This is a genomic window from Streptomyces sp. QH1-20, assembly GCF_041283565.1.
Taxonomy (GTDB): domain Bacteria; phylum Actinomycetota; class Actinomycetes; order Streptomycetales; family Streptomycetaceae; genus Streptomyces; species Streptomyces syringius.
Window position 1 is genome coordinate 2200748 of sequence record NZ_CP166299.1, and the last position, 19229, is coordinate 2219976.

At 71.8% G+C, this 19229-nt stretch carries 17 protein-coding genes; 1 reads left to right on the forward strand and 16 read right to left on the reverse strand.

Annotated elements, in window-relative coordinates; genetic code table 11:
• Positions 1–38: 38 nt before the first annotated feature.
• The 16 genes from AB8O64_RS09800 to rsmH all read right to left on the reverse strand — a co-directional run bounded on the left by AB8O64_RS09800 (position 39) and on the right by rsmH (position 18108).
• Positions 39–1232 carry a DivIVA domain-containing protein gene (locus AB8O64_RS09800; RefSeq protein ID WP_130877320.1) on the reverse strand — a complete coding sequence of 398 codons (1194 nt, stop codon included), beginning with the start codon at positions 1230–1232 and terminating at the stop codon, positions 39–41.
• A gap of 49 nt (positions 1233–1281) precedes the next feature.
• Positions 1282–1572, reverse strand: a complete 291-nt coding sequence (locus tag AB8O64_RS09805) for a YggT family protein (RefSeq protein ID WP_130877321.1) — start codon at positions 1570–1572, stop codon at positions 1282–1284.
• A 74-nt stretch (positions 1573–1646) separates the two neighbouring features.
• Positions 1647–2249 carry a cell division protein SepF gene (locus AB8O64_RS09810; protein WP_130877828.1) on the reverse strand — a complete coding sequence of 201 codons (603 nt, stop codon included), beginning with the start codon at positions 2247–2249 and terminating at the stop codon, positions 1647–1649.
• Between the two features lie 123 nt (positions 2250–2372).
• Positions 2373–3104 carry a YggS family pyridoxal phosphate-dependent enzyme gene (locus AB8O64_RS09815; RefSeq protein ID WP_370418794.1) on the reverse strand — a complete coding sequence of 244 codons (732 nt, stop codon included), beginning with the start codon at positions 3102–3104 and terminating at the stop codon, positions 2373–2375.
• Positions 3101–3868, reverse strand: coding sequence for a peptidoglycan editing factor PgeF (gene pgeF, locus AB8O64_RS09820; RefSeq protein WP_370418795.1), 768 nt, complete (start codon positions 3866–3868; stop codon positions 3101–3103). Before pgeF ends, AB8O64_RS09815 begins: the two co-directional genes overlap by 4 nt.
• Positions 3869–3896: 28 nt before the next feature.
• Complete coding sequence (ftsZ, locus tag AB8O64_RS09825) at positions 3897–5138, reverse strand: cell division protein FtsZ (protein ID WP_370418796.1); 1242 nt, start codon at positions 5136–5138, stop codon at positions 3897–3899.
• Positions 5139–5377: 239 nt separating this feature from the next.
• A complete protein-coding gene (locus AB8O64_RS09830) occupies positions 5378–6211 on the reverse strand; it encodes a cell division protein FtsQ/DivIB (RefSeq protein WP_370418797.1) in 834 nt (277 codons plus the stop codon).
• A gap of 28 nt (positions 6212–6239) precedes the next feature.
• Complete coding sequence (murG, locus tag AB8O64_RS09835; RefSeq protein WP_130877325.1) at positions 6240–7334, reverse strand: undecaprenyldiphospho-muramoylpentapeptide beta-N-acetylglucosaminyltransferase; 1095 nt, start codon at positions 7332–7334, stop codon at positions 6240–6242.
• A gap of 6 nt (positions 7335–7340) precedes the next feature.
• The gene (gene ftsW / locus AB8O64_RS09840; RefSeq protein ID WP_370418798.1) at positions 7341–8723 is read right to left on the reverse strand and encodes a putative lipid II flippase FtsW; all 1383 of its coding nucleotides are present in this window, start codon (positions 8721–8723) and stop codon (positions 7341–7343) included.
• 61 nt (positions 8724–8784) lie between these two features.
• On the reverse strand, positions 8785–10260 hold the full coding sequence (gene murD / locus AB8O64_RS09845) for a UDP-N-acetylmuramoyl-L-alanine--D-glutamate ligase (protein WP_370418799.1): 1476 nt from the start codon (positions 10258–10260) through the stop codon (positions 8785–8787).
• The gene (mraY, locus tag AB8O64_RS09850) at positions 10242–11306 is read right to left on the reverse strand and encodes a phospho-N-acetylmuramoyl-pentapeptide-transferase (protein WP_356450942.1); all 1065 of its coding nucleotides are present in this window, start codon (positions 11304–11306) and stop codon (positions 10242–10244) included. Before mraY ends, murD begins: the two co-directional genes overlap by 19 nt.
• On the reverse strand, positions 11306–12727 hold the full coding sequence (gene murF / locus AB8O64_RS09855; protein WP_370418800.1) for a UDP-N-acetylmuramoyl-tripeptide--D-alanyl-D-alanine ligase: 1422 nt from the start codon (positions 12725–12727) through the stop codon (positions 11306–11308). The genes mraY and murF overlap by 1 nt, the downstream gene beginning before the upstream one ends.
• A gap of 65 nt (positions 12728–12792) precedes the next feature.
• Positions 12793–14526 (reverse strand): UDP-N-acetylmuramoyl-L-alanyl-D-glutamate--2,6-diaminopimelate ligase, encoded by a 1734-nt coding sequence (locus AB8O64_RS09860; RefSeq protein ID WP_370418801.1) that lies wholly within the window; start codon positions 14524–14526, stop codon positions 12793–12795.
• Positions 14527–14539: 13 nt separating this feature from the next.
• Positions 14540–16465 (reverse strand): peptidoglycan D,D-transpeptidase FtsI family protein, encoded by a 1926-nt coding sequence (locus AB8O64_RS09865; RefSeq protein WP_370418802.1) that lies wholly within the window; start codon positions 16463–16465, stop codon positions 14540–14542.
• 117 nt (positions 16466–16582) lie between these two features.
• On the reverse strand, positions 16583–17152 hold the full coding sequence (locus AB8O64_RS09870; protein ID WP_370418803.1) for a septum formation initiator family protein: 570 nt from the start codon (positions 17150–17152) through the stop codon (positions 16583–16585).
• Positions 17149–18108 (reverse strand): 16S rRNA (cytosine(1402)-N(4))-methyltransferase RsmH, encoded by a 960-nt coding sequence (gene rsmH, locus AB8O64_RS09875; RefSeq protein ID WP_370418804.1) that lies wholly within the window; start codon positions 18106–18108, stop codon positions 17149–17151. The genes AB8O64_RS09870 and rsmH overlap by 4 nt, the downstream gene beginning before the upstream one ends.
• 447 nt (positions 18109–18555) lie before the next feature.
• Between rsmH and AB8O64_RS09880 the strand changes: the two genes are divergently transcribed.
• Positions 18556–19110, forward strand: coding sequence for a beta-class carbonic anhydrase (locus AB8O64_RS09880; RefSeq protein ID WP_370418805.1), 555 nt, complete (start codon positions 18556–18558; stop codon positions 19108–19110).
• The last annotated feature ends 119 nt before the right edge of the window (positions 19111–19229 follow it).

Sequence of the window (19229 nt, forward strand, 5' to 3'; positions counted from 1 at the left end):
GCCCGGCCCGTTGATTGCCGACGCGTGGCGCCGAGCGTTTAGTTGTCGTCCTCGTCGATCAGGAAGCCGCGCATCGGGGACGGAGCCTGCTGCATCGGCTGCTGGCCCTGCGGCCGGACCGGTGCCATCGGCTGCGTCATCGCCGGGGACATCTGCTGCTGACCGCCGTACGACGGGGCACCCGTCGCACCGCCGTGACCGCCCATGGACGGGTTACCGCCCATGCTGTGGCCACCCATGCCCGCACCGGCCGAGGCCATGGACCCACTCATCGAGGGGGCCGCCGGCAGCGACGCGGTCGCCGGGGTACGGGGCGGGGCGAGCGAGTCGTCCGCCTGGTTCTCCAGCTGGCGCAGCTGGCTCTCCAGGTAGGACTTCAGCCGGGTGCGGTACTCGCGCTCGAAGCCGCGCAGGTCCTCGACCTTGCGCTCCAGCGTGGCGCGAGCGGACTCCAGGGAGCCCATCGCGACGCGGTGCTTCTCCTGCGCGTCCCGCTCCAGCGCGTCGGCCTTGGCGCGGGCGTCCCGCTCCAGGCCCTCGGCGCGGCTGCGTGCCTCGCCGACGATCTTGTTGGCCTCGGAACGGGCCTCCGCGATCGCCTGGTCGGCGGTCTGCTGCGCGAGCGAGAGCACACGAGCAGCACTGTCGCCGCCCGGGCCCTGGCCCTGCTGCTGCATCTGCTGGCCGGGGCCGCCCATCGGACCGTTCTGGCCCATGCCCTGGCCCATGGGACCGGGACCGTTCTGACCCATGCCGTTCTGACCCATCGGGCCGTTCTGCCCCATGGGACCGTTCTGTCCCATCGGACCGCCCATGGGGCCGCCCATCGGACCGTTCTGTCCCATGGGACCCGGACCGTGGGGACCCTGCGGGCCGTGGCCGTGACCGCTGGGGCCGGCCGGCAGCTGCGGGGCACCGCCCGGAAGCTGCGGCGGGCCGCCCATCTGCTGCTGCTGCGGCACCGGCTGCGGTCCGGATATGGCGGCGGGCACCGGAGCACCTGGTCGTTGGTCCTGCTGCTCGGGCTTGCGCATTCCCTGCTGCTGGTTCTGCGCGGCGGCCCGCGTGGCCGCGGCCAGCTTGGCGCGCAGGTCCTCGTTCTCCCGCAGCAGACGGGTCAGTTCGGCCTCGACCTCGTCCAGGAAGGCATCGACCTCGTCCTCGTCATAGCCTTCTCGGAGACGGACGGTCGTGAACTGCTTGTTCCGCACGTCCTCGGGGGTCAACGGCATCTCTTCTTCACCTCAACGTAGTCGTCGGCAACCGGCAAGACCGTATCGTTCACACCAACACCCGCCTGACGACGGCGATCAGGATGTAGACGATGATCATCAATACGAAGAAGGACAGGTCGAGCGCCACGCCCCCGAGACGCAGCGGCGGAATGAACCGCCGCAGAAGCTTGAGTGGCGGATCGGTGACAGTGTAGGTGGCCTCCAGAACGACCACCATCGCCTTACCGGGTTGCCATGAGCGGGCGAACTGGAAGACGTAATCCATCACCAATCGGAAGATCAGCACAACCAGGAAGCAATACAGCGCGATGTAGATCACCTGCAGTGCGATGTCCATCTCCCGCGCTTCCCTCTCCCCTTGCCCGTACTCGGCCTGTTGGCCGTTTCACCCGGTTTGCCCGGTGTTGCGTCTCAGCTCTGGTTGAAGAACCCGCCCTCTGCGATACGGGCCTTGTCCTCCGCCGTGACATCGACGTTAGCAGGAGACAGCAGAAACACCTTCTGCGTCACCCGCTCGATGCTCCCGTGCAGACCGAAGACCAGACCGGCGGCAAAGTCGACAAGTCGCTTCGCGTCGGTGTCGTCCATCTCCGTCAAATTCATGATCACCGGGGTGCCCTCACGGAAGTGTTCCCCGATGGTACGGGCCTCGTTGTAGGTCCGGGGGTGCAATGTCGTGATGCGGTAGGGCTCCCGCTCGGACACAACCTTGGGCATGATCACCGGTGCGTTCTTCTCCAAAGAGTGGCGTTCTGGTGTGATGGACGCCACGGGGGCGATTCGCGCGGGTCGTCCCGTTTCCGCTACGAGCGGAGCGGGTTCGCGCTGGGCAGGGGGTTGGGCGACTCGAACCGGTTCGTCCGATTGCGTCTGTTGTGGCTGGTGTTGCTGCCGGCGCCGATCGGGTTCCGGCTCGGGCTCGAACTCGTCGTCGGGGTCGAACCCCGGGCCGTCGTACCCATCGTCCTCCACGAGGCCGAGGTAGACCGCCATCTTGCGCATCGCGCCGGCCATTCTCTGCGTCCTCCGCTCTGTGGTGGATCGGCTCCGCCAACGGGCGCCTTGGATCCACTTGGTCTGTCCGTCTTTTGACGGTAATGACCATATTTTCTGCTGTGGTCCGACTTCTTGGCGACGTTACCGGAGCCTGGGTCGGACTCCGAGTACCGCTGTGCCGACACGTACATGTGTCGCCCCGGCAGCAACGGCGTCCTCGAGGTCCGCGCTCATCCCTGCTGACACCATGTTCGCAGCAGGATGGGCCGAGCGCAGGTCCGTTGCGATTTCCATCAGCCGGTCGAAGGCGGCCCGTTGCCGTCCCGCATATGGTCCGACGAGCGGAGCGACCGTCATCAGCCCGGCCGGCCGCAGCCCTTCGGCTTCGGCGAGAGCGTCGGCGAGCGCCGCCACTTCCTCCGGCGCGGCACCGCCGCGATCCGCCGTGTTCCGCCCGGTCTGTCCCGACTCGGCGTCAAGAGCCACCTGGATCAGGCAGTCGAGCTTCCGACCGGTCCGAACAGCCGCTGCGGAGAGGGAGTTGACCAGCTTGAGCCGGTCAACCGACTGCACGACATCGGCGTAATTCGCCACGGACCGGACCTTGTTGGTCTGCAGCTGTCCGACGAAGTGCCAGTTAAGGGGCAAATCCGAGCATTCAGCGGCCTTGGGGGCCGCGTCCTGATCGCGGTTCTCCGCGACATGACGGACACCCAGCTCGGCGAGGAGCCGGACGTCGCTCGCGGGGTAGGTCTTGGTGACCACGATCAGGGTCACCTCCTCGCGCTCGCGGCCGGCGGCCGCGCAGGCGGAGGAGATACGTTCCTCCACCTGCGCCAGGTTCTGGGCCAGTTGCGTTCTACGGTCCGTCACAGCTCGGTGTCCAACCAGACATAACTCGCGAGTCGACCCGTGGTGCGCTCGCGGCGGTACGAGAAATGGTCCTTCGACTCCAGCGTACAAATGTGAGATTGTCCGCTGATCTGCACGCCGAGTCGGGAGAGTTGGGCCCGGACCCCGGCCGCGACATCCACCGCCGGGGTGCCCTGGCGGGTGGTGGCCCAGGCCTCGGGTACGGCCTTCGCGACCTCGGCGCGCATCTCCTCGGGCACCTCGTAGCAGAGTCCGCAGACCGAGGGGCCGAGCCGGGCGACGATCCGGGCGGGTTCCGCGCCGAGCGCGGTCATCGACTCGACGACCGCGGGGACGACTCCGGCGACCAGTCCCGGGCGTCCGGCGTGGGCCGCCCCCGCGACCCCGGCGACGGGGTCCGCGAGCAGAACGGGGGTGCAATCCGCGGTCAGCACCGCGAGGGCGAGACCGCGGCGGGCCGTCACCAACGCGTCGACGGCCGGGATCGGGGCGGTGGAACCGGAGCCGTGCCACGGCCCGTCGACCACGGCCACGTCCCGGCCGTGCACCTGGTTCATCCAGACCACCGCGGCCGGGTCGAGGCCGAGTGCCTTCGCCGTCCGCTCGCGGTTGGTCCGTACGGCCGCGGGGTCGTCACCGACCGCGCCACCGAGATTCAGCTCGTCATACGGAGCGGCGCTCACCCCGCCCCACCTGTCGGTGAAGGCGAAGTGCGCGCCGCTCGCGTGCTCTTCGGATGTCACTGCGTGCTGTTGCCCTATCACTGGGGGCCGCTCACTCGCTGCCGCCGGACTACTTCAGGAAGTCGGGAACATCCAGTTCCTCGGCGGTCGAGTCCTGGTACGGACGGGCCGGCGGGACCTGCGGCGAGGAGACCGGCGGCGCCGGGATCTCGTTGACCGGGCTGGGGTCGGACGGTACGGGCTCCTCGGTGCGCGGGGTCACGCTGCCGAGTCCGCCGAAGGACGGGCGGGACGGCTCGGGCCGCTCGGCCGGCCGGCTCGTGGCCGTTGTGGCCGGCGCGCTCTCCTCGCGGCCGCCGTAGGAGGAACCGAGCACCTTGTCGCGGCTGCCCTTGGCCGGCGGCTGGCCGCCGTCGAAGCCGGCCGCGATGACGGTGACCCGGACCTCGTCGCCGAGGGCGTCGTCGATGACGGCGCCGAAGATGATGTTGGCCTCGGGGTGCGCGGCCTCGCTGACCAGCTGCGCCGCCTCGTTGATCTCGAAGAGACCGAGGTCGGAGCCACCGGAGATGGAGAGCAGCACACCGCGGGCGCCGTCGATGGACGCCTCCAGGAGCGGCGAGGAGATCGCCATCTCCGCGGCGGCCACCGCGCGGTCGTCGCCGCGCGCCGAGCCGATGCCCATGAGCGCCGAGCCGGCCTCGGACATCACGGACTTGACGTCGGCGAAGTCGAGGTTGATCAGGCCCGGGGTGGTGATCAGGTCGGTGATGCCCTGGACGCCCGAGAGCAGCACCTGGTCGGCCGACTTGAACGCGTCGAGCACGCTCACCTGACGGTCCGAGATGGACAGCAATCGGTCGTTGGGGATGACGATGAGGGTGTCGACCTCGTCGCGCAGCCCCGCGATGCCGTCCTCCGCCTGGTTGGCGCGGCGCCGGCCCTCGAAGGTGAACGGGCGGGTGACCACACCGATCGTCAGGGCGCCCAGCGAGCGGGCGATGTTGGCGACGACGGGGGCGCCACCGGTGCCGGTGCCGCCGCCCTCGCCCGCGGTCACGAAGACCATGTCGGCCCCCTTGAGGACCTCCTCGATCTCCTCGCGGTGGTCTTCGGCGGCCTTGCGGCCGACGTCGGGGTTGGCGCCGGCGCCGAGGCCGCGGGTGAGCTCCCGGCCGACGTCGAGCTTGACGTCGGCGTCGCTCATCAGGAGAGCCTGCGCATCGGTGTTGATCGCGATGAACTCGACGCCCTTGAGACCGACCTCGATCATCCGGTTGATGGCGTTCACGCCACCGCCGCCGATACCGACGACCTTGATGACTGCGAGGTAGTTCTGCGGTGCTGCCACGTCGAAGGCCTCTCGCCTCGAGTTACGTATGCCTGGGGGCGGTTCTCAATGCCGACCCGAACCCTAACGTTGAAGTTTAGGGTTACCGGTGTCACTGTTGTGTGGGTTCTCTGAACAGGACACTAAGTCGACAAGCGGTGCGCGTTCAATGAACACGCCGAACCTCCCGTTTTTCTTTTCACCCTATGTGATCACCCATAGTCGTAGCCAACCAGGGTGCTGGCGGGCCCGGATTCGCGTCAACTCCCCGACGCCGCCGGAGCCCCGGGAGCGCTGACGTCGAAGTGGTCCGCGCCCCGGGCGGCTTTGAGCAATGCCGTGAGCGTACGGGCCTTCGCGTCCCCCCGTTCACCACTCCCCCAGACCACCGTCCGACCGCCCGTCAGCTCCAGGGTGATGGAGTCGTACGAGCGTACGCGGATCGCGAGGGTGTCCCGGCGGACGGCGGGGGGCAGGTCCACGGCGACCCGGACGGCCTCCCGTTCGAGTCGCTCGGGGCCGAACCGGCGGGCACCGGCCGAGTCCTCGGCCGCCATCGTCAGCCGGGGCACCCCCTTCGGGGCTTGATCGACTGTGGCGAACCGCACGCCCGTACCGTCGATTTCGATGAACTTCCCGCCCTTTTCGAGGACGGCTTTCGGCTGCCGCTCGGTCACTTTCAGACTGATTCCGTGTGGCCAGGACCGTTCGACCGCCACCGACTCGATCCTCGGCAGCCGGTCGCGCAGCCGGTCCGCGATGGCGTCGGTGTCGACGGCGGCGAGGGGGTCGCCGAACGGGACATCGGCCTCCCGGCGGACCTCTCCGGACGTCAGTACGGCGGTGCCACTGACCTCCACATGGGTGACCCGCAGCCAGCTGGAGCCGTAGAGCGCCCAGCCGACGGCCGCACCGAGAGCCACGGTGACGGCCGCCCAGCCGAGCAGTCTGCGCCGGCGCGGGTGGAGGCGGGGGCGGCGCGGCTTCGCCTTGCCCGGCGGCCCGCCGGAGCGGGGCGGGCGAGGCGATTGCCGCGAACGCGGCGGCTTGCCGTTCTTGCCGCCACCGCGCCGGGCGGTCGTCGGTCCGGCCACGCTCCCCGCCTCCTGCTCCTACGGGCCGTCAGCGGGCCCTGCGTGCGGCAATCGCCTCGTACACCATGCCGACGAGCAGCTCGTCGGCGTCCCGGCGCCCGAACTCGGAGGCGGCGCGGGACATCTCGTACAGCCGGTGCGGGTCGGCGAGCACCGGGAGCACATGGCTCTGGACCCACTCGGGGGTCAGCTCGGCGTCGTCGACCAGCAGACCGCCGCCCGCCTTGACCACCGGCTGGGCGTTGAGCCGCTGTTCGCCGTTGCCGATGGGCAGCGGGACGTAGGCGGCCGGAAGCCCGACGGCGGACAGCTCGGCGACGGTCATCGCGCCCGCACGGCAGAGCATCATGTCCGCCGCGGCGTACGCGAGGTCCATCCGGTCCACATACGGTACCGGGATATAGGGCGGCATTCCGGGCATGTTGTCCACGTGCGGCAGGTCGTTCTTCGGACCGACCGCGTGCAGGATCTGGATGCCGGAGCGCTGGAGCATCGGGGCGACCGCCTGGACGACCTCGTTCAGCCGGCGGGCGCCCTGCGAGCCGCCGGAGACCAGCAGCGTCGGCAGGTTGGGGTCGAGGCCGAACGCCGCGCGCGCCTCGGGCCGGACCGCGGCCCGGTCGAGGGTCGCGATGGTGCGGCGCAGCGGGATGCCGACGTAGCGGGCGTTGCGCAGCTTGCTGTCCGGGGTGCTCACCGCGACCGACGCGGCGTAGCGCGAGCCGATCTTGTTGGCGAGGCCGGGGCGGGCGTTGGCCTCGTGGACGATGATCGGCACTCCGAGCCGCTTGGCGGCCAGATAGCCGGGCAGCGCCACATAGCCGCCGAAGCCCACCACGCAGTCCGCCTTGGTCCGCTCCAGGATCTGCTCGGCGGCCTTGATGGTGCCGCGCAGCCGTCCCGGGACGGTGATCAGCTCGGGTGTGGGCTTGCGGGGCAGGGGTACGGCGGGGATCAGTCCCAGTTCATAGCCCCGCTCGGGCACGAGCCGGGTCTCCAGGCCCCGCTCCGTGCCGAGCGCCGTGATCCCCACGGTCGGGTCCTGCCTGCGCAGGGCGTCCGCGAGGGCGAGCGCGGGCTCGATGTGGCCGGCGGTCCCCCCGCCGGCGAGTACGACATGCACCGAAATTCACCGCTCTCCGGACGGTCGCTTCTTGACGCGCCGTCTCATCGTCTTCCATCTCACCCCAGGCTGCCGCATGGCGAGCGCTGCCCGCGCACCGGGCTCGTCGCGCGCGAAGGCGATCAGCAGTCCGATGGCGAACATGGTCGGCAGCAGGGCGGAACCCCCGTAGGAGAACAGCGGCAGGGGGACACCGGCGATCGGCAGCAAGCCGAGCACCGCACCGATGTTGACCACGGCCTGCGCCGTGATCCAGGTGGTCACACCTCCCGCTGCGTACCTCACGAAGGGGTCCTCCGTGCGTCCGGCCACGCGGATACCCGCATAGCCTAGAGCCGCGAAGAGGGCGAGTACCGACAGCGTCCCCGCGAGACCGAGTTCCTCGCCGGTGATGGCGAAGATGAAGTCGGTGTGGGGTTCGGGGAGTTCGCCCCATTTCTCCACACTCGCTCCCAGTCCCGCGCCGAACCAGCCGCCGTTGGCGAGGGCGTAGATTCCGTGCACGGCCTGCCAGCAGCGGTCGTCGGTGCCCGGTTCGGTCGCGCCGATGCAGGCGAGACGGGACATGCGGTTGGCACTGGTCTTGATGAACAGCGCGGCGAGCACCGCGGTGACGCCGAAGATCCCCGCGAAGAGCCGGGTCGGGGCGCCCGCCACCCACAGCAGGCCGAGCAGGACCACGGTGAGGACGACGGTGGTGCCCATGTCGCCGCCCAGCATGATCAGGCCGAGCAGCAGGAAGGTGACGGGCACCAGGGGCACCAGGAGGTGCTTCCACTGGGTGAGCAGCTTCTTGGACTGCTTGCGCGCCAGCAGGTCGGCGCCCCACAGCACGAGGGCGAGCTTGGCGAACTCGCTGGGCTGGAGCTGGAAGGGCCCGCCGAGGGAGATCCAGTTGGTGTTGCCGTTGATGGTCTCGCCGATGCCGGGCACCTGGACCAGGCAGAGCGCGAAGAGCGAACCGGCGAGCAGCGGGTAGGCCAGCGCCCGCAGCAGCTTGACGGGCAGTCGGGCGGCGGCCAGCAGGAGCACGGTGCCGATGGCGGCGGCGAGCAGCTGCTTGCGGAAGAAGAAGCTGGGCGCCAGGCCGTTCTGCAGGGCCTTGATCTGGGACGCGGAGTAGACCATCACCAGGCCGAGCACGGTGATCAGCAGGGAGCCGCCCAGGACCAGGTAGTACGCGGTCAGCGGGCGGTCCCAGGCGCGCTTCACGCGCGCGTGCAGGGCGCGCAGTCCACTGCCGGACGGCCGCCCGGGCGGGCGCGGGCCCCCCGCGCGGATCCGTGCGGGGCGGGGGGCGCGCTGGGGCCGGGGCCGGGCGGGGGCCCCGCGCAGGGCCCACAGGCCGCCCGGTGCGCCCCCGGGGCGCGCGGTGTCGTCGGCGTGCATCCGGGTGTCCCCTCCGCTGGTCTCCTGCGCCGCCGGCCCGCGCCGCGGGGGGTTCCGGCGGCTACTCCTCCGGGTGTCGGCCGGAGGCCAGTCCCCGGACCGCGTCGGCGAAGGCCTCGCCGCGCTTGTTGTAGTTGGCGAACATGTCCATCGAGGCGCACGCCGGGGCCATGAGGACGGTGTCCCCGGGCCGGGCGAGCCGCGCCGCTTCCCGGACCGCCGCCGCCATCGCCCCAGTGTCGGTCCGGTCGAGGTCCACCACCGGCACATCGGGGGCGTGTCGCGCCAGCGCTTGGCGGATCAGCTCCCGGTCGGCCCCGATGAGGACGACGCCGCGCAGCCGTCGCGCGGAGGCGGTGACCAGGCCGTCGAAGGTGGCGCCCTTGGCGAGGCCGCCCGCGATCCACACGATCGACTCGTAGGCCGCCAAGGACGCCTGGGCGGCGTGGGTGTTGGTGGCCTTGGAGTCGTCCACGTAGGCGACGCCGTCGACGTCGGCGACGTGGGCGATGCGGTGCGCGTCGGGCCGGAAGGCGCGCAGTCCGTCCCGCACGGCCGTGGCCGGGACGCCGAAGGCGCGGGCCAGGGCCGCCGCCGCGAGGGCGTTGGCGATGTTGTGCGGGGCGGCCGGGGTCACGTCCGAGATCTCGGCCAGCTCCTGGGCCTGCTCCCGGCGGTTCTCCACGAAGGCGCGGTCGACGAGGATGCCGTCGACCACCCCGAGCTCGGAGGGGCCGGGGGTGCCGAGGGTGAAGCCGATGGCACGGCAGCCCTCCTCGACGTCGGCCTGCATGACCAGGCGCTCGGTGGCGGGATCGGCGACGTTGTAGACGCAGGCGATCTCGTTGCCCTCGTAGATGCGGCCCTTGTCGGCGGCGTACGCCTCCATGGAGCCGTGCCAGTCGAGGTGGTCGGGCGCGAGGTTGAGCACGGCCGCGGAGTGGGCGCGCACGGACGGCGCCCAGTGCAGCTGGTAGCTGGAGAGTTCGACGGCGAGCACGTCGTACGGCTCGGCTCCGTCGCGTCCCTGGGCGAGCACCACGTCGATGATCGGGGTGCCGATGTTGCCGACGGCGACGGTACGCAGTCCGGCGGCCTCCAGGATGGAGGCGAGCATCTGGACCGTGGTGGTCTTGCCGTTGGTGCCGGTGACGGCGAGCCAGGGGGCCGCCTGCTCGCCGCGCAGCCGCCAGGCGATCTCGACGTCGCCGACGACGTCCACGCCGGCCTCGGCGGCGGCGGCGAAGAGCGGGCTCCCCGGCTTCCAGCCCGGCGAGGTGACGACGAGTTCGGTGCCCGGGGGCAGGGTGTCGGCGTCGGCCAGGCGGACGGCGATGCCCTCGCGCTCCAGCTCGGCGGCGCGCTCGTGGTGGGTGGTGCTGTCACCGCCGTCGACGACGGTCACCCGCGCGCCGAGGCCGGCCAGGGCGCGGGCGGCGCTGACGCCGCTCACGCCGAGGCCGGCGACGGTGATGTGCTTACCGGCCCACTCCTGGGCGGCGGAAGAGGTGGTGGGGGTCACTTGATGGCCAGCCATCCGGCGTAGAAGAGTCCGAGACCGACGGCCACGCAGAGGCCCTGGATGATCCAGAAGCGGACCACCACAAGGACTTCGCTCCACCCCTTGAGTTCGAAGTGGTGCTGGAGCGGGGCCATCCGGAAGACGCGCTTCCCGGTGAGACGGAACGAGCCGACCTGGATCACGACGGACATCGTGATGAGGACGAACAGACCGCCGAGGAGGGCGAGCAGCAGCTCGGTGCGGGAGCAGATGGCCAGTCCCGCGAGGGCGCCGCCGAGGGCGAGCGAGCCGGTGTCACCCATGAAGATCTTGGCGGGCGAGGTGTTCCACCACAGGAAGCCGAAGCAGGAGCCCATCAGGGCGGAGGCGACGACGGCGAGGTCGAGCGGGTCGCGGACCTCGTAGCAGGCGGCGCCGGCGGTCAGCGGGTTGCCGCAGGACTGGCCGTGCTGCCAGGTGCCGATGAAGACATAGGCGCCGAAGACCATCACGGACGCGCCGGTGGCGAGGCCGTCGAGACCGTCGGTGAGGTTCACGCCGTTCGACATCGCGAGGATCATGAACAGCGCCCAGACCACGAAGATCACGGGGCCGACGGACCAGCCGAAGTCCTGGGTGAAGGACAGCTTGGTGGAGGCCGGGGTCTGGCCCCGGGTGTCCGCGAACTGCAGCGCGAGGACCGCGAAGGCGATACCGACGATGAGCTGGCCGGCCATCTTGGCCTTGGCGCGCAGGCCCAGGCTCCGCTGCTTGACGATCTTGATGTAGTCGTCGAGGAAGCCGACCAGGCCCATGCCCGCCATCAGGAACAGCACCAGCACGCCGGAGAACGTCGGCTCGTGGCTGGTGATGACCTTGGTGAGGGCGTACGCGATGAGCGTGGCCAGGATGAAGGCGATGCCACCCATGGTGGGCGTACCGCGCTTGCTGTGGTGCTCGCGCGGGCCGTCGTCACGGATGAACTGGCCGTAGCCCTTGCGGGCCAGGAACTTGATCAGCAGCGGGGTGCCGACCAGGGTCAGCAGCAGGCCGATGACACCCGCGAACAGGATCTGGTTCATCAGCCGGAGACCTCACCATCGGCCGCGAGCAGCGCGGCCGCGACCCGCTCCAGGCCGACCGACCTGGACGCCTTCATCAGCACGACGTCTCCCGGACGCAGCTCGCTGCGCAACAGGTCGACCGCCGCCTGCGCGTCGGACACGTGCACCGACTCCTCACCCCACGAACCCTCGTTATAGGCACCCATTTGCAGCCAGGCCGCTTCCCTGCCCCCGACTGCCACGAGCTTGCTGACGTTGAGCCGGACGGCGAGCCGCCCGACCGCGTCGTGCTCGGCGAGTGAGTCCTCGCCGAGCTCGGCCATCTGACCGAGCACGGCCCACGTGCGGCCCCCCTTCGCCGTGGCGGCTTGGCCCATGGCGGCCAGCGCGCGCAGCGCGGCTCTCATGGATTCGGGGTTCGCGTTGTAGGCGTCGTTGACGATCGTCACGCCGTCCGCACGCTCGGTGACCTCCATCCGCCAGCGGGAGAGCTGGCCCGCCTCGGAGAGCGCGGTGGCGATCTCCTGCGCGGGCATGCCCAGCTCATGGGCGACGGCGGCGGCGGCGAGCGCGTTCGACACGTGGTGCTCACCGTACAGCCGCATGGTCACGTCCCCGCACCCGGTGGGTGTGTGAAGCGTGAAGGCGGGCTGCCCGGTCGCGGTGAGGCGGACGTTCTCGGCCCGGATGTCCGCGTCCTCGGACTCGCCGAACAGGACGGTACGGGCCTTGGTGCGGGTGCTCATGGCCCGGACGAGGGGGTCGTCGGCGTTGAGCACGGCGATGCCGCCCTCCGCCGCGGTGGGCAGCACCTCGACCAGCTCGCCCTTGGCCAGGGCGATCTGCTCGCGGCCGCCGAACTCGCCGATGTGCGCGGTGCCGACGTTCAGCACGAGGCCGATGCGCGGCGGGGTGAGCTCGGCGAGGTAGCGGATGTGGCCGACGCCGCGGGCGCCCATCTCCAGCACGAGGTGGGCGGTGCTCTCCTGCGCGCGCAGCGCGGTCAGCGGCAGGCCGATCTCGTTGTTGAAGTTGCCGGGCGGCCCCACGGTCGGGCCGAGTCGCTCCAGGAGCTGGGCGATCAGGTCCTTGGTGCTGGTCTTGCCGGCCGAGCCGGTGAGCGCGACGACGGTGGTGCCGAGCCGCTCCACGACGGCGCGGGCGAGGGCGCCGAGGGCGGCGACGACGTCCTCGACGACGATGGCGGGCACGCCGACGGGCCGGGCGGCCAGTACGGCCACCGCGCCCGCGGCGACCGCGCGCTCGGCGTAGTCGTGGCCGTCGACGTTCTCCCCGGGCAGCGCCGCGAAGAGGCTGCCGGGCCGCACGTCACGGGAGTCGATCACGACCGGGCCGTGGGCGGCGACGCCCGGGTCCGGTATGTCGTGCTGCTGCCCGCCGACGATGGCGGCGATCTCGGCGAGAGACAGAGCGATCACTGAGATTTACCTCCGGCCGTTCGGGAGGGCTTCCGTGGGGAGGGTTGTGCGCACATGGCGGTCTGTCATCCCTGGTCGTTCCGGTGCTTGGTCGACAGGCGCAGTCGCTCGGCCTCGATGGCCTCGCGCAGCACCTGGCGGTCGTCGAAGGGGCGGACCACTCCGGCGATGTCCTGGCCCTGCTCGTGGCCCTTGCCCAGGACGAGGACGGTGTCACCCGGCTCGGCGCGGGCGACGGCGGCCGCGATGGCGTCGGCCCGCTCCTCCGCGAGGAGGACGGTGCCGCGCTCGTGGACGGGCACCTCGGCGGCGCCCGCGAGCATGGTCGCGAGGATCGCGAGGGGGTCCTCGGAGCGGGGGTTGTCGGAGGTCAGTACGGCGGTGTCGGCGAGCCGGGCCAGGGCCGCGCCCATCGGGGCGCGCTTGGTCTGGTCGCGGTCGCCGCCGCAGCCGAGCACGGCGTGGATCCGGCCCTTGCCGACCTTGCGCAGGGCGCGGAGAACCGATTCGACGGCGTCCGTCTTGTGGGCGTAGTCGACGACGGCGAGGTAGGGCTGGCCCGCGTCGACGCGCTCCAGCCGGCCGGGCACGCCGGGCACGGCCGCGACGCCGTCGGCGGCGGTCTGCGGGTCGATGCCGGCGGCGACGAGCGCGGTGATGGCGGCGAGGGCGTTGGCGACGTTGAACGGGCCGGCCAGCGGCGCCCGGGCGGTGATCGACTGCCCCTGCGGGCCGAGGACGGTGAAGTCCGAGTCGAACGGACCGACGTGCACGTCCGTGGCGCGCCAGTCGGCGTCGGGGTGCCCCTCCGCCGAGAAGGTGATGACCGGGACCTCGGAGGCGCCCTCGGCGAGGCGCCGGCCGTACTCGTCGTCGAGGTTGACGACGCCGAGGCGGCTGCGGGCCTTGGTGAACAGCCGGGCCTTGGCCTGGAAGTAGTCCTCCATGCCGGAGTGGAACTCCATGTGCTCCGGGCTGAGGTTGTTGAAGACCGCGACGTCGAAGACGCAGCCGTCGACGCGGCCGAGCATCAGGGCGTGGCTGGAGACCTCCATGGCCACCGAGCGGACGCCGCGCTCGCGCATGACCGCGAAGAGCGCCTGGAGGTCGGTCGCCTCGGGCGTGGTGCGCTCGGACTTGATGCGCTCGTCGCCGATCCGGGACTCCACCGTGCCGATGAGGCCCGTCAGGCCCCCGGACGCGCCGGCGGCGGCCTTCAGCCCGCCCTCGATGAGGTAGGCGGTGGTGGTCTTGCCGGAGGTGCCGGTGATGCCGATCTGGAGCAGATCGCGGCCCGGCTCGCCGTAGATCGTCGCGGCGAGCGCGCCCATGCGGCCGCGCGGGTCGTCGACGGTGAGGACGGGCAGGCCGGCGGCCCGGGCACGGTCGGTGCCGGACGGGTCGGTCAGCACGGCCACCGCGCCGAGCCCGGCGGCCTGGGCGGCGAAGTCCGCGCCGTGGAAGCGGGCGCCGGGCAGGGCGGCGTAGATGTCGCCCGGGCGCACGGCTCGCGAGTCGTGGGTGATGCCGGTGACCGTGGCGGTCGCGGCGGCCTCGTCGGCGGCCCCGGCGTCACGGGTGGCGGCGATGCCCAGCTGACCGGCGAGCTCCGCGAGGGGCGCGGGGCGGACCTGGGTGGGGCGGGGCGCTCCCGGGTACATGGCGGGGGCGTCCGTGGGGCTGGTGTGGGACTGATCAGCGTGGGGCACGGCGGTGAGCGTACCGGGCGCACCCGCCCGGCCGCGAAGCGAGGGGCGCGCCGGGTCGTGGTTCCCCGGATCAGGAGTGATCGTCGTCACGGCCGCCCCCGGTTCAGCGGTCGCCGTAGTTCACCGGCAGCCGGGGAGGCTGGGTGCCGGACGGCGGCACCTGGAGGGTCTTGAGCGCGAACTCCATGACCTTCTTGTAGACGGGGCCGCAGATCTGGCCGCCGAAGTAACTGCCCTCGGTGGGGTTCTGGATGGCGCAGTAGACGGTGATCCGGGGCTGGTCGGCGGGGGCGAATCCGGCGAAGGAGGCGGTGTAGCCGTGGTAGCGGCCGGTCTGCGGATCCACCCGGTTGGACGTGCCGGTCTTGCCCGCGACGCGGTAGCCGGGGATCTTCGCCTTGGTGCCGGTGCCCTCCCGGTCGTCGACGACGGACTCCAGCATGGTGGACAGGGTCTTGGCGGTCCGCTCGCTGATCACGCGGGTGCGCGGCGGGGCCGGGGCGGGGGTGAAGCGGCCGTCGGGGCCCTTGATGCCGCGGACGAGCGTGGGCTGCACCCGCTCGCCGCCGCCGGCGATGGTGGAGTAGACGGACGCGGCCTGTACGGCGTTCAGGGACAGTCCCTGGCCGAAGGGGATCGTGTACTGCTGGGAGGCGCTCCACTTGTGCGGCTTCGCGAGGATGCCGGGCGTCTCGCCCGGGAAGCCGAGGCCAGTGGGCGCTCCCATGCCGAATTTCCGCAGGTAGGAGTAGAGGACGCGGTTGGCCTGCGGCTGGTCCTTGCCGAGCTGTTCGGCGGCGAGGATCGTGCCGATGTTGCTGGATTTGGCGAGCACCCCGTTGAGGGTGAGGTGCCAGGTGGCGTGGTCGATGTCGTCGGCGAAGGCCCGGTCGGCGCGGGGCAGCCGGTTCGGCACCTCGACATGGGTGGCCGGAGTGGCCTTGCCCTCCTCCAGGACGGCGGCGATGGTCATCACCTTGCTGACGCTGCCCGGCTCGTAGGCGTCCTGGAGCGCGGCGTTGCCCATGGCGTTGCCGTCGGCGTGGGCGAGGTCGTTGGGGTTGTAGCCGGGGGCGTTGGCCATGGCCAGGATCTCGCCGCTGCGGGTGTCCTGGACGACGACGTAGCCGCGGTCCGCGGCGGACTCCTTCACCTGCTCGGCGATGGCGTTCTGGGCGGCCCACTGGATGTCGCGGTCGATGGTCAGCTCGACGTCGGAGCCGGGCACGGCGGGCTGTTCCTTGAGGTCGCCGGTGGGGACCTGGCGGCCGCCGGACTGGGCGTAGACGAGCTTGCCGTCCTTGCCCGCGAGCTCCTTGTTCAGCTGGGCCTCGATGCCGCCGCCGCCCCGGCCCTCGGCGTTGACGAAGCCCAGTATCCCGGCGGCGAGGTCACCGTTGGGGTAGACGCGCTTGCTGTGGGACTCGCGGTTGACGCCCGCCAGGACGTCGGCGCCCTGCTTGGCCTTCGCCCGGTCGGCGACGGTCTTCTTCAGCTCCTTGATCCGGTTCCAGACCTTGGGGGACTGCCGGCGGGCGAGCACGACGTACTTCGACTTGGGGTTGGCGGTGAGCTTCTGCTCCAGCTCCGCCGGCCGCTCGGCGAGCAGGGGGGCGAGCAGCTCGGCGGCCTGGCGGGCCGCGTCGGGCGTCTTGATCCGCTCGGGGGTCAGCAGGTCGGGGGCGGCGGTGATGTCGTAGGCGTCGACGGTGGTGGCGAGGTCGATGCCGGCCCGGTCGGTGATGGCGCCGCGCTCGGCGGCCAGCGTGACCGGGATGTAGCGGTTGACGTTCGCCTTGGCGGCGTAGGCACTGGCGTCCACGGCCTGCACCTGGAGCAGCCGCACGGTGAAGACCAGCAGGACGAGCGTGAGCCCGGCGCCGACCATCCGCAGCCGTGGCCGGGGGCTGCCGAGCCGCAGTGGCCGGGCGCCGCCGCGGTAGCCCGCGGGCCGGGGGGCGGGGCGGGCGGGCCCGGGGACGCGCTTGCGGGGGTCGCGGGGCTCTCGGGGGCGGCGGGGGGCCGTCATGTCGCGCTCCCCCTCCGGGGCCGCCGCCGGTGCGCGGCCGTGGGCCCGGCCGGACCGGTGGCCGGGTGGGCCTGCGAGAAGCGCGGGGGCCGTACCCCGGGGGTTTGCGGCACTGCGTCACCTGCCGGTGGTCGGAACGGTCTTCACTGCCGTACGGGCGTCGGGGGCGGGGACCTGGGGATTCCGGGGCGCCTGGGGAGCGGGGGCCTCGGGGACAGGAACCGGGAGCGGCGGTGGGGCGGGGGCCGCCGGAGCCGGGGGCGGGGTGTCTGCCTCGACCGGGGTCTCGACCGGGGTCTCGAGCGGGGCGGTCATGGAGGCGGGGTCGGCGGCGGCCGGGGACGGGGCGCCGTGGACGGTGCCGTCCGGGTCGAGGAAGACGGGGCTGCCGCCGGGGACCATGCCGAGCTCGCGGGCGCGGCGCTCCAGGGCGTCCGGGGCGGCGAGCTGGTCGACCTCCTGCTGCAGCGCCTGCTGCTCGTCGGTCAGCTCGGTGGTCTTGCGCTGGAGCCGGCTGAGCTCGAAGGAGCCCTGGTTGAGCGAGGAGTTGAGCACCAGCAGCGAGAGCAGCCCGGAGCCGAGCAGCACCACGACCAGCAGGACGAAGGGGGTCCGCTTCGCTCCGACGGCTCCGGCGGGCAGCAGCCGGATCAGGCGCGCGCCCGGGCCACGGGCGGCCGGTGTCACGGGGCGTCCTCGCGGATGCGCTCGGCGCCGCGCAGCCGGGCGGGGGCGGCCCGGCGGTTCTCGGCGATCTCTTCCTCGGTGGGCAGCTCGGCGCCGCGGGTGAGGAGCTTCAGCCGCGGCTGGTAGCGCTCGGGGACGACCGGCAGCCCAGGCGGCGCGGTGTTGGCGGCGCCCGCCGCGAAGACCTGCTTGACGATGCGGTCCTCCAGCGACTGGTAGGACAGCACGGCGATCCGGCCGCCGACCGCGAGGGCGGCGACGGCGTTGGGGATGGCCTGCTCGACGCTGGCGAGCTCCGCGTTGACCTCGATGCGCAGGGCCTGGAAGGTGCGCTTGGCGGGGTTGCCGCCGGTGCGCTTGGCGGCCTGCGGCAGCGCGTCGCGGATCAGCTCGACGAGCCGGGCGCTGTTGGTGAAGGGCTCCTTCGCCCGCTCCTTGACGATGGCGCTGACGATCCGCTTGGCCTGCTTCTCCTCGCCGTAGGCGCGCAGGATGCGGACGAGCTCGCCGGGCGCGTAGGTGTTGAGGACCTCCGCGGCGCTGAGGCCCGTCGTCTGGTCCATCCGCATGTCCAGCGGGGCGTCCTGGGCGTAGGCGAAGCCGCGGTCGGCCTCGTCGAGCTGCATGGAGGACACGCCGAGGTCGAAGAGGACGCCCTGGACGCGCGGGATGCCCAGCTTGTCCAGCACCTCGGGGAGCTCGTGGTAGACGGCGCGCACCAGCGTGGCGCGGTCGCCGAAGGGGGCGAGCCGCTCCCCGGCGAGCGCCAGGGCGGTGGGGTCGCGGTCGAGGGCGACGAGCCGGACCTCGGGGAAGCGGGTGAGCAGCGCCTCGCTGTGGCCGCCGGCGCCGAGGGTGCAGTCGACGACGACCGCGCCGGGCTCGGTGAGAGCGGGGGCGAGCATGTCCAGGCAACGCTGGAGCATGACGGGGACGTGTCGCGCGTTGCTGCTCATGCGCCCTTCTGAGAGTCCGGGGAGGTCCGCGGGCGTACGCATCCCCGGGTCCCCGCCCGCTCGAAGGGGAAGCGGCCGGTCCGGCACCGGGGAAGTGGTGTCGGGCGACCGGGGAGCGGGAGGAGGCCGAGGGGTACGTACGCGGCGCGCACGTGCGGGTTTTCGGTTCCAAGGGGAGCGTCAGGCCTCCCACTTCGCGCCACTTTAGTCCACTCGTCCCTTCGGTCAATCAACCGGCCAGCGCGTCCCGCCCCGGCCTTGGGCGCGGCCGTCAGAACGCGCCGGGGGCGGGCGGAGGACGCCGTGACCGGGCCGCGGCGGGGGCGCCCTCACCCGTACGGCGGCAGGGGCGTCCGGCCTGTGGCTTACCTCACAGAAGCCGCGTTGGCGATGTTTGCCCGCCCTTATAGCGGGCCGATCAGCCGCTGGCCGACTACCTTCGTGCATATGTCGATATCCGCGTCTCAGCCCTCGCAGCCGACCTCCGACCGCGACCACTCCGACCGGACGGTCACCGACCGTCTGGTCGAGGCCAACGCCAAATACGCCTCGGCGTTCGTCGACCCGGGCATGGACGCCCGTCCCGTGCTGAAGGTCGCCGTGGTGGCCTGCATGGACGCCCGCATCGACCTGCACGCCGCGCTCGGCCTGGAGCTCGGCGACTGCCACACCATCCGCAACGCCGGCGGTGTGGTCACCGACGACATCATCCGCTCCCTGACGATCAGCCAGCGGGCCCTCGGCACCCGCTCGGTGGTGCTGATCCACCACACCGGCTGCGGTCTGCTGAACCTGACCGAGGACTTCCGGCACGAGATCGAGGCGGAGGTCGGGCAGCGCCCGGCGTGGGCGGTGGAGGCGTTCAAGGACCTCGACAAGGATGTCCGGCAGTCCATGCAGCGGGTCCGCACCTCGCCGTTCCTGCCGCACACCGACGACGTGCGCGGCTTCGTCTTCGACGTGACGACGGGTCTGCTGCGCGAGATCGACCCGCAGCGCTGATTGTCCACAGGCGGTGACGCAAGACCGCCTGAGCGGCCAGAATGCGTACGTGACGCCCGCCCCCGCGACCTGCGGGGGTGCGGCGGACACGTTTCGGGGAGGGCCGGTCCGTACCCACG

Excerpts from the sequence above, each read along its gene's own strand:
- AB8O64_RS09800 (WP_130877320.1), bottom strand. The coding sequence starts at position 1,232 with ATGCCGTTGACCCCCGAGGACGTGCGGAACAAGCAGTTCACGACCGTC.
- ftsW (WP_370418798.1), bottom strand. The coding sequence starts at position 8,723 with ATGCACGCCGACGACACCGCGCGCCCCGGGGGCGCACCGGGCGGCCTG.
- AB8O64_RS09810 (WP_130877828.1), bottom strand. The coding sequence starts at position 2,249 with ATGGCCGGCGCGATGCGCAAGATGGCGGTCTACCTCGGCCTCGTGGAG.
- mraY (WP_356450942.1), bottom strand. The coding sequence starts at position 11,306 with ATGAACCAGATCCTGTTCGCGGGTGTCATCGGCCTGCTGCTGACCCTG.
- rsmH (WP_370418804.1), bottom strand. The coding sequence starts at position 18,108 with ATGAGCAGCAACGCGCGACACGTCCCCGTCATGCTCCAGCGTTGCCTG.
- AB8O64_RS09880 (WP_370418805.1), top strand. The coding sequence starts at position 18,556 with ATGTCGATATCCGCGTCTCAGCCCTCGCAGCCGACCTCCGACCGCGAC.
- AB8O64_RS09805 (WP_130877321.1), bottom strand. The coding sequence starts at position 1,572 with ATGGACATCGCACTGCAGGTGATCTACATCGCGCTGTATTGCTTCCTG.
- AB8O64_RS09865 (WP_370418802.1), bottom strand. The coding sequence starts at position 16,465 with ATGACGGCCCCCCGCCGCCCCCGAGAGCCCCGCGACCCCCGCAAGCGC.
- murD (WP_370418799.1), bottom strand. The coding sequence starts at position 10,260 with ATGGCTGGCCATCAAGTGACCCCCACCACCTCTTCCGCCGCCCAGGAG.